Source organism: Cyclobacteriaceae bacterium, assembly GCA_030584025.1.
Taxonomy (GTDB): Bacteria; Bacteroidota; Bacteroidia; order Cytophagales; family Cyclobacteriaceae; genus UBA2336.
In genome coordinates this window covers 2,684,185-2,698,299 of record CP129487.1, presented here as the reverse complement: position 1 = coordinate 2,698,299, position 14,115 = coordinate 2,684,185, and the positions used below count along the sequence as shown (strand labels likewise).

At 45.0% G+C, this 14,115-nt stretch carries 15 protein-coding genes; 11 read left to right on the top strand and 4 right to left on the bottom strand.

Annotated elements, in window-relative coordinates; all coding sequences use genetic code 11:
* The first annotated feature begins 96 nt into the window (after positions 1–96).
* From QY309_12075 to arfB, 9 genes are all read left to right on the top strand, one after another.
* Entirely contained in the window at positions 97–1,146 is a 1,050-nt protein-coding gene (locus QY309_12075) for an ATP-binding protein (protein ID WKZ58602.1), read from the top strand.
* Positions 1,147–1,156: 10 nt separating this feature from the next.
* The gene (locus QY309_12070; GenBank protein WKZ58601.1) at positions 1,157–1,870 is read left to right on the top strand and encodes an RluA family pseudouridine synthase; all 714 of its coding nucleotides are present in this window, start codon (positions 1,157–1,159) and stop codon (positions 1,868–1,870) included.
* 111 nt (positions 1,871–1,981) lie between these two features.
* Positions 1,982–2,425, top strand: a complete 444-nt coding sequence (rplM, locus tag QY309_12065; protein WKZ58600.1) for a 50S ribosomal protein L13 — start codon at positions 1,982–1,984, stop codon at positions 2,423–2,425.
* Between the two features lie 3 nt (positions 2,426–2,428).
* Positions 2,429–2,815 carry a 30S ribosomal protein S9 gene (gene rpsI / locus QY309_12060; protein WKZ58599.1) on the top strand — a complete coding sequence of 129 codons (387 nt, stop codon included), beginning with the start codon at positions 2,429–2,431 and terminating at the stop codon, positions 2,813–2,815.
* Between the two features lie 16 nt (positions 2,816–2,831).
* Positions 2,832–3,602, top strand: a complete 771-nt coding sequence (gene rpsB / locus QY309_12055) for a 30S ribosomal protein S2 (GenBank protein ID WKZ58598.1) — start codon at positions 2,832–2,834, stop codon at positions 3,600–3,602.
* 127 nt (positions 3,603–3,729) lie between these two features.
* Positions 3,730–4,560 carry a translation elongation factor Ts gene (gene tsf, locus QY309_12050; protein ID WKZ58597.1) on the top strand — a complete coding sequence of 277 codons (831 nt, stop codon included), beginning with the start codon at positions 3,730–3,732 and terminating at the stop codon, positions 4,558–4,560.
* Between the two features lie 100 nt (positions 4,561–4,660).
* The gene (locus tag QY309_12045; GenBank protein ID WKZ58596.1) at positions 4,661–5,011 is read left to right on the top strand and encodes a hypothetical protein; all 351 of its coding nucleotides are present in this window, start codon (positions 4,661–4,663) and stop codon (positions 5,009–5,011) included.
* Between the two features lies 1 nt (position 5,012).
* Positions 5,013–5,177, top strand: a complete 165-nt coding sequence (locus tag QY309_12040) for a hypothetical protein (GenBank protein ID WKZ58595.1) — start codon at positions 5,013–5,015, stop codon at positions 5,175–5,177.
* Positions 5,178–5,181: 4 nt separating this feature from the next.
* A complete protein-coding gene (arfB, locus tag QY309_12035) occupies positions 5,182–5,586 on the top strand; it encodes an alternative ribosome rescue aminoacyl-tRNA hydrolase ArfB (protein WKZ58594.1) in 405 nt (134 codons plus the stop codon).
* Position 5,587: 1 nt separating this feature from the next.
* Here arfB and QY309_12030 read toward each other — a convergent pair whose 3' ends face one another.
* Complete coding sequence (locus QY309_12030) at positions 5,588–6,124, bottom strand: hypothetical protein (GenBank protein ID WKZ58593.1); 537 nt, start codon at positions 6,122–6,124, stop codon at positions 5,588–5,590.
* Positions 6,125–6,338: 214 nt separating this feature from the next.
* Between QY309_12030 and QY309_12025 the strand changes: the two genes are divergently transcribed.
* Positions 6,339–8,093 carry an MASE1 domain-containing protein gene (locus QY309_12025; protein WKZ58592.1) on the top strand — a complete coding sequence of 585 codons (1,755 nt, stop codon included), beginning with the start codon at positions 6,339–6,341 and terminating at the stop codon, positions 8,091–8,093.
* Here the strand turns inward: QY309_12025 and QY309_12020 are convergent.
* Positions 8,048–8,458: a hypothetical protein gene (locus QY309_12020; protein ID WKZ58591.1), complete on the bottom strand. Its 411-nt coding sequence runs from the start codon at positions 8,456–8,458 to the stop codon at positions 8,048–8,050. The genes QY309_12025 and QY309_12020 overlap by 46 nt on opposite strands.
* Before the next feature lie 216 nt (positions 8,459–8,674).
* Here QY309_12020 and QY309_12015 point away from each other — a divergent pair, with 216 nt between their 5' ends.
* Positions 8,675–9,142 carry a CBS domain-containing protein gene (locus QY309_12015; GenBank protein ID WKZ58590.1) on the top strand — a complete coding sequence of 156 codons (468 nt, stop codon included), beginning with the start codon at positions 8,675–8,677 and terminating at the stop codon, positions 9,140–9,142.
* A 148-nt stretch (positions 9,143–9,290) separates the two neighbouring features.
* Here QY309_12015 and QY309_12010 read toward each other — a convergent pair whose 3' ends face one another.
* A complete protein-coding gene (locus QY309_12010; protein WKZ58589.1) occupies positions 9,291–11,723 on the bottom strand; it encodes an ABC transporter permease in 2,433 nt (810 codons plus the stop codon).
* Between the two features lie 18 nt (positions 11,724–11,741).
* Positions 11,742–14,114: an ABC transporter permease gene (locus QY309_12005; protein ID WKZ58588.1), complete on the bottom strand. Its 2,373-nt coding sequence runs from the start codon at positions 14,112–14,114 to the stop codon at positions 11,742–11,744.
* Between the last annotated feature and the right edge of the window lies 1 nt (position 14,115).

Sequence of the window (14,115 nt, the reverse complement as noted above, 5' to 3'; positions counted from 1 at the left end):
TGAGCAATTTTGAGAAAGACGCGAATACCTGCCTGTACCCAATCAGGATTCCTTCTGTTATCTTGAATTTTGATTTTTTAATCTTGAATTTCCCGCATGGTTTATAACTCGAGGGTATTGGCCTTGTTACTGGCAATTTGCATTGCCTTAATTACCACCCTCTTTCTTACGTTGTTCAAGGAAGCTTCAACCACGTTGTTGCTGGTAGCGTTTGGTATCAGCTTTTCGGTTTCATACCTGCTTGTCTTTGTTGTTCTTGATTTTCTCATCTTTCGTGAGATCAACAAAATTTACCGGCTGATGGAGAAGTTGCGTAAGAAGGAGTTGAACAAATTGGATAAGCAACGATCCGGAACCCTAAACCCTCTCGAAAAAATTAACGAAGAAATTTTCTCCTTCGCTGAACTCAAGCAAAAAGAAATTGACGAGTTGAAAAAACTCGAAGCTTTTCGAAAAGAATTCATTGCCGATGTTTCACACGAATTAAAGACACCCATATTTGCCGCACAGGGTTTTGTGCATACGTTGCTTGATGGCGCCATGGACGACAAGGCCGTGCGCACACGATTTTTAAAGAAAGCTGCCAAAAGCCTGGATGGCCTTGATGCCCTCGTGCAGGATTTGCTCACGTTATCGCACATTGAAACCGGCCAGATCAAAATGCATTTCGAAACCATCGATATGCATAAACTTACACAGGAAGTATTTGAACAATTTGAAAGCAAAGCCGATAAACGCGACATCACGTTTCGCCTGGAGGGCAATCCCGGTAAGGTAATGGTGTATGCCGACTGGCAGCGGATTTTCCAGGTGATGACCAACCTGGTATCCAACGCAGTGAAGCACTCATTCGAAGGCAGTGAAGTGGTAGTCAGCTTTGACGTGACAAAGAAATATGTGACTACCCATGTGCGCGATTTTGGGGAGGGCATTCCTCCTGAACATATCAACCGTATATTTGAGCGCTTTTACCGCGTGGATAAAAGCCGAAGCCGCGAAAAAGGGGGTACAGGATTAGGGCTGGCGATCGTCAAGCATATTCTCGAAAACCACCACACGAAGGCAGAGGTACAAAGCACACCGGGTAAAGGTTCAGATTTCAGCTTCAAACTTCCGCGTGTAAAACCGCAGGAAGGGCACGCTTAAAAATTGCAGAGTGAAAAAGTATTCGGTTAGAGATTTAATCCTGTGGGAAGACAACGATTTTATTGCAGTCAATAAACCTCCCTTTCTTTCCACGCTGGAAGACCGGAGCGATCCGGTTAACCTGTTGGCCTTGGTGCGTGATTATTGCGAGACTGCCCAGGCCTGCCACCGGTTGGATAAGGATACTTCGGGTATCATTGTTTTTGCAAAGAATCCTGAAGCGTACCGCCACATGAGCATGCAGTTTGAACACCGGAAGGTGGAAAAAATATACCATGCCGTGGTTGACGGTGTTCATGATTTCAAACAACACCTGGTAGATGCCCCCATTTTGGCAGCACCAGATGGTATTGTAAAAATCAGCAAACGCGATGGGAAGCCAGCCCAAACCTATTTTACTACATTGGTCGCTTATCGGCAGCACTCCTTAATAGAGTGTCGGCCCATAACGGGGCGGATGCACCAAATCCGCATTCATCTGTCGCTTTTAAATGCCTCCATTACCGGGGATGAGCAATATGGCGGAAAGCCACTTTATTTATCCGCTATAAAAAGAGGCTTTAACCTGAAGAAAAACACCGAAGAAGAACCCTTGATGAAACGAATGGCCCTCCATGCAAAGTCGCTGATTTTCAAATCGATGAAGGACGAAAAACTGACCTTGGAAGCCCCGTACCCCAAGGATTTTCAGGCCCTTATCCGCCAGCTGGAAGCCAATAAGTAAACAGGCTTTGGCTAAAAAATCAGGTCTATTTGCTTTTCCAATACCATCAGCTTACCTTTGTGTCCCTTTTTAAAGGAAGGGTGTATTTTGTTGATTTTTAAATAGAAAAACGTGGATCATCAGAGCTATAAAACCACTCACGCCAACAAGGCAACCGTTGAGAAAACGTGGGTTTTGGTGGATGCAAAAGATAAGGTGTTAGGCCGTGTAGCCAGCCAGATTGCACACATCATCAAGGGTAAGCACAAAACCAGCTACACACCACATGTTGATTGTGGCGACCATGTAGTGGTTATCAATGCCGAAAAGGTAAAAATGACGGGTAAGAAATGGACCGACCGTGTGATTTTCACACACTCCGGTTATCCGGGCGGACAGCGTGAGCATACGCCTGCCAATATCCGCAACAAACATCCTGAGCGCCTGGTAGAGCATGCCGTACGCGGTATGTTGCCTAAAAATCGTTTGGGACGCGAGCTTTTCCGCAGCCTGCATGTATATGCCGGTACGGAACATCCGCACACAGCACAGCAACCAAAAGAAATAAAACTATAATAAATGGAGATTTTCAACGCAACGGGTAGAAGGAAGACTTCTGTAGCCAGGGTTTATGTAAAGCCTGGCAAAGGTGACATACAAGTAAACGCCCGTGATCTCAAGGAATACTTCCTATCTGAGATTCACCAGACACTGGTTAAGCAGCCGTTAGCAGCGCTTAAAGCCGAGAATCAGTATGATGTAACCATTAACGTTGAAGGCGGTGGCATTAAAGGCCAGGCTGAAGCCGTTCGATTGGGCATTTCACGAGCTCTTGTGGCCGCAAATGCTGAAAACAAAATCGTATTGCGTAAGGAAGGGTTTATCACCCGCGACTCGCGTATGGTAGAACGTAAGAAGCCGGGAAGAAGAAAGGCCAGAAGGAGATTCCAGTTCAGCAAACGTTAATCGTAAACATCAACACATGGGAAAGAAATTAACTTATCAGGATTTATTGGAAGCCGGTGTTCATTTCGGACACTTAACCCGTAAATGGAACCCGAAGATGGCTGAGTACATCTTCATGGAAAACAACGGCATCCACATCATCGACCTGCACAAATCATTGGCAAGCCTGGAAGAGGCAGCATTTGCCATGAAGAACATTGTACGTTCTGGTCGTAAGATCATGTTCGTTGCCACCAAGAAGCAGGCAAAAGATATCGTAACCGAAGAAGCAAAGCGCCTGAACATGCCGTACGTAACGGAACGTTGGTTGGGTGGTATGCTTACCAACTTTGCTACCATACGCAAGTCGTTAAAGAAGCTTTCGCAGATCGACAAGCTGATGAAGGATGAGGCTTACCTGAACCTGCAAAAGAAGGAGCGCTTAACATTAACCCGTGAGAAGGCGAAACTGGAAAAGCAGTTGGGTGGTATTGTTGATCTGAACAGATTGCCTGCAGCCCTTTTTGTGATCGATGTAAAGCGCGAGCACATTGCCGTTGCAGAAGCACAAAAGCTGAACATCCCGGTATTTGCCATGGTAGATACCAATTCGGATCCTACTACGGTAGATTTCCCGATTCCTGCCAATGACGATGCATTCAAATCGATTTCATTGATTACAGGATACATCGGCAGCGTAATTGAGGAGGCACTGCAGGAGCGCAAAAAGGAGAAGGAAGAAGCTTCCTTGAAGAAGGAAGAGGACGAAAAGCGTAAAGTAGACACGGCCGTTGAAGAAGCCAAGTAAGAGCAGCGACTGATCAATATTGGTTCAATCGCCCAGCGATATACAGAATAAACATCGGCCTTCCAGTCGGTGTTTATTTTTTTAAACCCAGCACTAGTAAACTGTAACATTTAAAATTCATAAAGCGATGTCAATTTCAGCACAAGATGTAAACAAACTCAGGCAAATGACCGGAGCCGGTATGATGGATTGTAAGAAAGCCCTTACCGAAGCCAACGGTGATTTTGAAAAGGCCATTGAAATATTAAGAAAGAAAGGTCAGAAAGTTTCTGCTTCCCGTTCCGACAGAGAAGCGAAGGAAGGTTCTGTATTTGTAAAGGTGAGTGACGACAAGAAAGAAGCGGTGTTGATCGCCCTGAATTGCGAAACAGACTTCGTAGCGAAAAACGAAGAGTTCCAGTCGTTGGGTAAAATGATTGCGGATGTTGCGTTCGCCAACAAGCCAGCCGACAAAGATGCGTTGTTGTCGCAGAAAGCCGGTGACCTTACGTTGAACGATAAAATTGTAGAACTCGTAGGTAAGATCGGAGAGAAGATTGAAGTGAGCGAGTTTGTGCACATGAAAGGTGAAGCCGTTGTGCCATACATTCACGCAGGTGCCAAACTTGGGGTGTTGGTATCGTTGAAAGGCGTTAACGGTAAAGACGTAACCGATGCAGGCAAAGATGTAGGTATGCAGATTGCTGCCATGAATCCGGTTGCCGTTGATGAAACTTCAGTGGATAAAACTGTGATTGAAAAGGAGCTTGAAATCGCCAAAGCGCAAATCTTAGCTGAGGGCAAACCTGAAAACATGGTAGAGAAAATTGCGCAAGGTAAGTTGAACAAGTTCTTCAAGGACAACACCCTGTTGCCACAGGCATTTGTGAAAGACAACAGCAAAACCGTAGCGCAATACCTGGATAGCGTATCGAAAGGATTGACTGTAGCGGAATTTAAGCGCGTGTCAATCGGATAATTTTTTTGATTCTTAAGAACAAGAAGGAGTCTGGCAGCAGGCTCCTTTTTTGTTTCCGGTGGGCAAAGTGTTATCTTCAATAAACCAAATCCTACATGCTATGAATGCTGCCGCTAAATCAGTTTACTATTTCGGGTTTTATCTGTTGGTGCTGGGTATTGCATTGATCACGTACCCAAATCTGTTGCTGAGCACATTCGGTCAACCTGAAACCGCTGAAGTATGGATTCGGGTGGTGGGCGTTATTGTATTTAACATTGGGTTGTATTACATCTTTATGGCACCCGCGAACAGTGCACTTTTTTGTACCTTAACCGTGTACACCCGACTGGCCGTTTTGGTTTGGTTTATTGTTTTTGTTGTATTGGAGTGGGCGCAGCCTTCGCTGATTTTGTTTGGTGCAGTTGATGCAGCAGGAGCGATTTGGACATACCTCGCCCTTCGCAAGTGATATGAAAAAGAAAGAATGTTCATCGTGTGCAATGGAAATAGATGCAAATAGTAACGTATGTCCGGTTTGCAGTTATGAATTTCCCAAAACCAATACCGCTTCGCGTTGGGTTGTGATTTTCCTGATCATCTTGTTTTTAGTGTACATGCTGATTGGAATTTTTTAGTGAGATGAAGGCTCCTGAACAACACCTGTACGCGCACGAACTGGTATTCACCACTTCCCGCAGCAGCGGCCCGGGCGGACAAAACGTAAACAAGGTAAATACGAAAGTAACCCTGAAGTGGGATGTACAAAATTCAACCGCCATTACCGATGAACAACGCGCGCTCATTCGCGAAAAACTGAAATCGTATTTTACAAAAGAAGGGGCGTTGATTTTAATGGCGCAAGACAAGCGCTCGCAACTGGCAAACAAGGAAGCGGTGTTACACAAACTTGATCAGTTGCTAAAGAAAGCTTTCGTTCGAAAAAAAGCACGGAAAGCCACCAAGCCCTCGAAAACAGCAGTGAAGAAACGACTGGAGTCAAAGAAACAACACGCGGAGAAAAAGCAGTGGCGGAAAAAACTTTAGCCTACCAGTCTCCGTTATCTTTTCCAACAAACTGAAGCTTGTCGGTAAACGCCTGATCGAGCAATCCAAGCATGTTGGGTTTGCACCAATCGGGGTGAAGCAGTGTGCCACTGTTTTTGGTTGAATAGCTGGTAACGCTTTCTTTTTCTGTGATGATTTTATAACCGATGTTTCCGGTCATTTGCAGGTCGCGCACCGTTACCCTGTAACGACCATCCCGAACATCAACGGTAACCTTGCCGCTGTATTTTCCGGTTTGAATGATGGGCGGTGTGCCCACCTGGCTGAACTGAAATTTTTTATAGTCTACCACCACATCATTCATGTCAAATGAAATTCCCGTTTCCGTAGGCTTTATGTTGGAGATGTAATCTTGCTTCTGATAATATTCAGAAAGCTTTAAGGCGGTAATGCCTTCTTCGGTAAATACTTTCTGGTAAATGATTTCCTGGTCCTCCACTTTAAAATTTCCAAACGTGGTTGGCTGTGCCTGTACGAAGGCGGCAACAAGGATTAAAAATGCAGTAAGTGTTCTCATGGGTTAAAAGTACAAAGGGATGCCGGTCAATCAAAAAGCGGTTTCAGCTGGCTAATTGTGTTTATTTTATTTCATCCAACGCAATAAATGGTAAATGCTATATACCTGTTAACGAACCTATTAACACTTCATCGCCATTAGGGTGTATTGGCTGGTATTTTGGGCGGTTTATCCGTGTTTTTGGGTAAGTATGTAACCTGGAAAAACGGCCCTTATGAAAATATACCTAACCCGTTCGGTCGACTTCAATATTTTATTGGTCGCCCTGCTGTATTATTTATCTGCCGAAATCGGCTTTTTGCTTTCATTTGAGAGCATTCAGGCGTTGCCCTTTTGGCCACCCGCGGGTATCGCGTTGGCTATGGTCATTCTGTTGGGCAGAAAAGTGTGGCCCGGTATTGCCATTGGTTCCCTGGTTATTGTTGTGAAGAGCTATTGGTTCGGTGCCATAAACTCCGTTCAGGTATTGATGGCCGTATCGGCATTGATAGCCACAACGGCTGTGCTCGAAGCGTTGGCCGGAGCGTTTTTGTTTAAGCGTTTTGTGAAAAGTGTTTATCCATTTGCAAAAGCCATCCATGCTTTTCAGTTTTTATTAATTGCTTTGTTGATTTCGTGGATCAGCACGGGCGGAACAGTTTTGGCGCTTGGATTATCCGAAGTATTAGCTGCCTCAGATTGGGTGAATGCCTTATTTGCCTTGTGGATGCGCAACGTAGTGGGCATACTATTGTTCAGTCCGGTGTTGCTGGCCTTACCGGGCATTCAATTTAAACCCACGTTAATCAAGACGGGGGAGATTGCTTTGTTTGTACTGTGTTGTACGGGTGTATTCTTTTTGTTTCAGCTGAAAGCCTTGCAACATGTAGCTCCTTTTGCCATGGCTTTTGTAGCGATTCCGTTTTTGTTGTGGTTGTCGTTTCGGTTTAAAGGGTTGGTGGCCATTAGCGGGTACATGATTGCTTCGCTGGTGGCTATTTATGCTACCAGTCAACAATCCGGACCGTTTTACCTAGCTGACCTTGCCGGTGATTCGATTATTCTATTGCAGGTTTATGTGGTGGTGATTTCGGTTTCGGCTTTGGTCTTGTCGGCCGCGGTGCACGAACGAAAGCAAGCACAGGAAGCGCTAAAAAAGTTAAGTGAAAACCTGGAAGCGATGGTGCAGCATCGCACCAAGGAACTGGAAGAAGAAATTCAACAACGGACGGAAGCGCAAAAGAAGTTACAGGTTACAAACGAGGAATTGGTGAAGCGAAATACTGAACTGGATAATTTCGTGTATAGCGTTTCGCACGATTTACGTGCACCCATTGCGTCCATCCTGGGGTTAATCAATCTGGCCAAGACAGATCGCAGTGCGAACCTGAAAACCATTTACCTCGACATGATGGAGAAGAGCGCACGCCAGCAGGATTATTTTATCCGGGAAATTTTAGATCAATCACGCAACGCACGCCTGGAAGTGAAGCGTGAACCTGTTCAATTCAAAACCTTGATTGAAGAAGCATTTGAACAGGTAGACTATTCTAATCTCAATGGAAAACGGGTTGAGAAAGTGATCAACGTGGATCAGGAAGAACCTTTCTATTGCGACAAGTGGCGGCTAAAAGTCATCCTGAATAATGTGATCTCAAATGCCATTCGCTATAAAAATGGAAAAGATCCGGTGGTGAAAGTAAATGCACGCATTGATCGTGATCACGTAAAGTTGAGTGTTCAGGATAATGGCAAAGGCATTGAGAAAAAACACCTTTCGCATTTAGGTAAAATGTTCTATCGGGCTACCGATGAAGGTGCCGGCAGCGGACTCGGACTTTATATTGTTAAAGAAACACTGGAAAAACTTCAGGGTTCCATGGCCATCGAATCGGAAGAGGGCCACGGCACTACGGTAAAATTTGAAATTCCTGAGGTTGGCTATCAGGTTGAGAGTTTGGCAAAGACCGTTCCGGCAATGAATGCCTGAATAATGCCGTACACCAACCAGGTAGTAATCATAAACAAGGAAATGTCGATGGCGCTGAAGGTGAGCCACAGCACGGGCAACATAGCCACCACGCCATATACAAGGGCTACTTCAAGTGCGCGAAGCCATGCACTGCCGGTGAACAAATCTTTGTAGCGTTCCCAAAACCATTTCAACGCAGCGCTCAGTACAAACGGGTGTACATAAAACAGCCAATCGGTTTCAAACGAGGAGGCACGAAACACCGCGTTGTAGTATTCTTCCATCAGGTTAGGGAAAAAGAAAATGGCGATGTACAGCATACCCATACTGGCGATCAGCACCAGGAAACCGGCTAACAGAATGGCGGTGATATTTTTTTTCATGGCAGTAATTTGTTTGTAGCCCTAAACTAACACGATTAACCCAACGGTTAGCTGACGATTGTCAGTTGTGTGGATTGAGGTTGGTCAACCCCACGGTTGGTCAGTTGTTTGATTTTTTTGTACATTCATCAACGCAAGGAATCTGCCCGGACCTAAAAAGTTCATTTTCGGGCCGTATTCCAAGTAAAATGAACCTAAACCAAAACTGTTGAGTCTATGAATTTTAAGCCTGTAATGAAAACCAAAGAAGAAATGGAAGCTGGTCAATCAAAATACGAGTCGGTAACGAAATACATGGTGGGTGCGGGCAACCTGATCACCTTTAACCCCGACCAGACTATTCAGGAAGTAATTGATATCATCATTAATAAAGGAATATCCGGTGCGCCTGTGTTGGATAAGGATAGAAAATTGGTGGGCATCATTTCTGAAAAAGATTGCCTGCGCATCATTGTCGATCAGGCATATCATAATTTACCAACTTCCGATCGCAAGGTATCGGATTACATGACGGTGAAAGTAAAAACACTTTCTTCCAACAGCGATGTGGTGGAAGCTGCCAATGAATTTTTAAACAGTCCGGTAAGGCGATTGCCCATTTTAGAGAATGGTGTGTTGATTGGCCAGGTAAGCCGCAGGGATATTTTGAAAGCAGCTAAGAATATTAGTCAGACGACCTGGTAGAAGCTTTTCATCGTTATTTCGGGAGTATTGCCTGCTTGTTCGACAGACATTCCTCACTCAATCATAACCTATGCCCCCGTTCGTTTTAAAAGGCATCTTCACAGGAATCCTTTTGAGCCTTGAGGCAATGACGATGACTGAGAAAAATCTACTCGCTCCGCAGCGAATCCACCGGGTTGCCCATAGCGGCACACAATGCCTGGAAGCTGATGGTAAACAATGCCACCACCAATGCCAGCAGGCCAGCACCTCCAATAATCCACGGATTGAAATCAATGCGGTACGCAAAGCCCGAGAGCCAATACTCCTGTAGCAGGTACAATGTAAGGGGTATAGCCAAAACAAAAGCAATGATTACCAGCCGTGCAAAATCTTTGCTGAGCAACAACACCAACTGACTTACCGAAGCACCCATTACTTTGCGCACGCTTATTTCCTTGGCACGTTGTTCGGCTGAATAGGTGGCCAGACCAAGTAAGCCCAAGCATGCAATGATTATGGCCAGTCCGGTGAAGATGATGAATACCTGTCCCATGCGTTCTTCGGCTTTATATTTTGCCGCAAAGTTTGAGTCGAGGAAGCTGTATTCGAATGGTGCCTGTGGGGCATATTTTTTCCAGATGGATTCTACCAAGTCAATGTTGCGCCTGATGTCGTCAGATGAAAAACGAATACCGGCCTCAAAGTTGGGCTCACTGCCTAAGATCACAATCATGGGCCGAATGTTGTTTTTCAACGATTCGTAATTGAAATTTTTGATCACCCCGATTACGTCCAGTTCATTTCCTTCCATGGTATTGAATCGCGACAAAATCTTTTTGCCTTCATGCGAATCCCAACCTAACTGGCGCATAGCCGCTTCGTTAATCAAACATGCTGCGGTATCTGTTTTGAAGTCGCGTGAGAAGTAACGGCCGGCTGCCAGTTGATACCCCATGGTTTCCAATGCATCGTAGTCGGCTACGTATACGGTGAGCAATTGATCTTGGCCGGTTTCAGTAATTCGAAAAACTGAACTCCAATCGATATTGGGAGGCATGCGGTTAACAAACGTGACGTGCTCTATTTCCGAATATTGCTTGAGTTCGTTTTTAAACGCTTCACCATTTTTTTCAAGGTTCATGGTGTGCAACAATGTCATGATGTTCCGCTTATCAAAACCCAGGTTTTGCTGTTGCACAAATTTGAGCTGTTGAAACACCATCAGTGTAGAAATAATCAACCCAATGGAAGCAAAAAACTGGAACACCACCAGTGCGTTGCGAATGCCGGAGCTTTTGAAGCCAGCGCGTACTTTTCCTTTCAGCACTTCTGCCGGTTTAAAGGCCGTGAGGTAGAAGGCTGGGTAACTTCCGGCCAACGCACCGATGATCAGGGTGAAAACAAATAGTCCACCCAGGAACATCGGACTGAGCAATGAGGAGAACGCAATATCTTTAGCAGTGATGGAATTAAAGAAATTCAAGGATAACGATACCAGCATCAACGCGAACACAACGGCCAGTATGGTATACAGGTATGATTCCATCATAAACTGACCTACGAGTTTGTGTCGCAGGGCGCCAATGGTTTTGCGTATGCCCACTTCCTTGGCTCGGTTGGCGGCCCGTGCGGTGCTCAGGTTCATGAAGTTGATGCACGCCAGCACAATGAGGAAAATGGCGATCAAACCAAATAAATATAAATACCGGATGTTTCCGTTAGGTTCAAGTTCATCCGTAAATTGAGAATGCAGGTGTATATCAATTATCGGTTGTGAACTATAGCGAATAAAGTTTCCACTTTGCTCCAGCTGTGCCATATTCATTTGCATGAACTGTTCCACTTCCCTGGAGATGTAAGTGTTGGTAAAATGGGTATACATGTTATCAACATCGGCAATGGATGTGTTCGGCCTGATTTTAAAGTAAGTGATTACCGTACTGTTCAACCAAATCGGGTAATTGAGTTGTTGCCACGTGGTGATGGAAAGCAGAAAATCGAATTTCAAATGCGAGTTGTGCGGAGTGTCCGCCACAATGCCCGTCACTTCGGCCTTGTTTTCACCCTGGCTGCCGATGAAAAACATTTTTCCGATGGGCGAGAGATCACCGGGTCCGGTGTACCCAAAATACTTCTTTGCAGTAGATTCAGAGATTACCACTTTGTTCGGACCATTCAATACAGTTTTTGGATTGCCGACCAACAATTGAAAATTGAAAAAGTCAAAGAAGTTTGAATCGGCCAATAAAAATCGGTTTTCGGTAAAGTTTTTATCCTCATACCGAACCGGAATGGTGCTCCATTTTGAAATACGCACGGCAGATTCAACAGCCGGCACATCTTTTAACATGGCTTCCATCATAGGAATGCCGGTATAGGCGGTTTGAAAGTCCTGCCCATTTAGCCGGGCTGACATCACGCTTCGGTACATTCGGTCGGCATCGGTGTGAAAGCGATCGTAGCTTGCTTCATCAACAATGTAGAGGATTAGCAGCAGGGTGCTGGTAATGCCCAGGGTAAGACCGAACAGGTTTATGGCCGAGTAAACTTTCTGCCGACTGAGAATGCGAAGGGTGGTGATGATGTAATTGCGGAACATGGTATATAATAAATAGAATTATTCGTTTCGTAAACTGTTTACCGGGTTACTGGTGGCTGCACGTAGGGCCTGTGTACTCACAATAATGAGCGCAACAATCAATGCTGAAAGTCCGGCTAGCGGAAATATCCACCATGCAATGGTAATGCGGTAAGGGTATTCTTCCAAAAATCCGGAGAGGAACCACCAGGCCAATGGTGCAAATAGTACAAAGGCAATAATCACAAGTCGGGAGAAATCTTTGGAGATAAGCAACACCAACCCGGTTACGGTGGCGCCCAATACTTTTCTGATGCTCACTTCTTTTGAACGTTGTTCCGCTGTGAAGGCAGCCAAACCAAATAAACCCAATGCGGTGATGGTAAGCGCCAGTGCGGCAAACACTTTTGCCAGGTTGCTGGTCAGGTTAATGGATGCAAATTTCTTTTCAAACTCCACATCAGCAAAGCGGTAGGCAAATGGGTAGGTGGGGTTTAAACGTTTAAATACATCTTCCACTTTACTGATGGCTCCGGGTAAGTCTGCCGTTTTTTCCAGGCGAATGGTGATGGTGCTGGTCCAATCGGGAATAAAAGCAGCCATCATAGGCGAAACCGGTTCATAGGGAGAACTCATAATCACATTTTCAATAACTCCGATGATGGTCAGTTCACTGCCGTTCATGCTTAGGGTTGCGCCAATGGGTTCCTCCAATTGCATCATGTCAACTGCTGCCTGATTGATAATAACCCCTGAAGAATTGCTGGCAAACTCGGGGGAGAAGTCGCGACCTTCAATTAATTTCATGCCCATGGTTTTCACATAATCATACTCGGTAGCAATGGTAGTGAATACAACGCGTGTTCCGGGCGCCATACCGGGCCACTCTACAATGTTGTTTGAGAAGATGGAGGTTATGGGGCTGTTGGATTTGGTAACACTTTTTACTGCACCAGTACTTAATAGCTCATTTTTGATGGTTTGGTAATTCGTTTCTAGCTCACCGTTTGTCCACACCATCATCAGGTTTTCCCGATCATAGCCAATCTCGCGATCTTTTACGTGCATGATCTGTTGATAAATGACAATGGTTCCAATTATCAGGAAGATGGAGAAACCAAACTGCAGGGTTACCAGAATTTTTCGGGGCAGACTGGCATATTTTCCGGTTTGAATTTTTCCCTTAAGTACCTTAACCGGTTGAAACGATGATAAATAAAATGCCGGATAGCTTCCAGCCAACGTACCGGTAATCAAAATCAACAGGGCCGCTCCAGTCCATAGGTATGGATTGCTGTAGTCGATGAAAAGTTTTTTGCTCACCAGCGTATTGTACATTGGCAAAGAGAGTTCCACCAATACTACAGCTACCAGAAAAGCAAATGTGGTAATCAGAAGTGATTCACCCAGAAATTGAAAGACAAGTTCCTTTTTTCGCGAACCGATGCTTTTGCGAATGCCCACTTCACGTGCACGTTTTTCTGAGCGTGCCGTGGCCAGGTTCATGAAATTGATGCAGGCAATGATGAGCACAAAAATGGCAATAGCACCAAATAGCTTTACGTATTCGATCATGCCACCTGCCACTTTTCCATTCTCGAATTTCGAGTACAACCTCAAATCCGTAATGGGGTGCAAGAAAACTTCCGGGTTAGGCAAGGTATCCGGTGTATTTTTCAATACAATATCCCGAATGGAAGCGGTAACTTCTTCTTGTGTGCTGCCTTGTTCAAGTTCCACATACATCTGGAAGGAATTGTTTTGCCAGTTTTCGCGTGAATTGCGAACCCAAGGCATGATGGACTCATAGTAAGCGAAGGGAATAAGATAATCGTAATTCGAAAAGGTAGTTTGATCGGGAAAGTCCTTCAAAACTCCGGTTACTTTCAACTCGCGGTCATTGTCGAGTTTTACCATCTTGTTCAACGGTTCCTCATCACCAAAAAGGGCCTTGGCCACACTTTCGGTCAGCACAATTGAATTCTGATCATCTAATGCCGTGTTGACATCACCCTGTATCAACGGAAAGGTGAACATCTTTAAAAAATCTTCACTGACGGCAAGTCCTACTTTGGTGATTTTATTTTCATCAACCGTCAGTAAAAATCCTTCACCCCAATTGGTGATTACCGTGTGCTTGATTTTGGGTGAATGTGCAGGAAGCGCTTCTTTTAGCGGATAAGGAAGCGCGATTTGTGATCCTCTTTGCCCTGAAAACGTTTGGTTCAACATGACCTTGTACAGGTTTTCACGCTTCTCGTGAAAGCGATCAAACTGGTACTCATCTGCAATCCACAGCATGATTAAAATGCTGCAGGCAATGCCAATAGATAGGCCGAAGATGTTGATGAATGAATACGTAAAGTTCCGTTGGAGATTACGCAGAGCGATTTTAAGGTAGTTCAGGAGCATG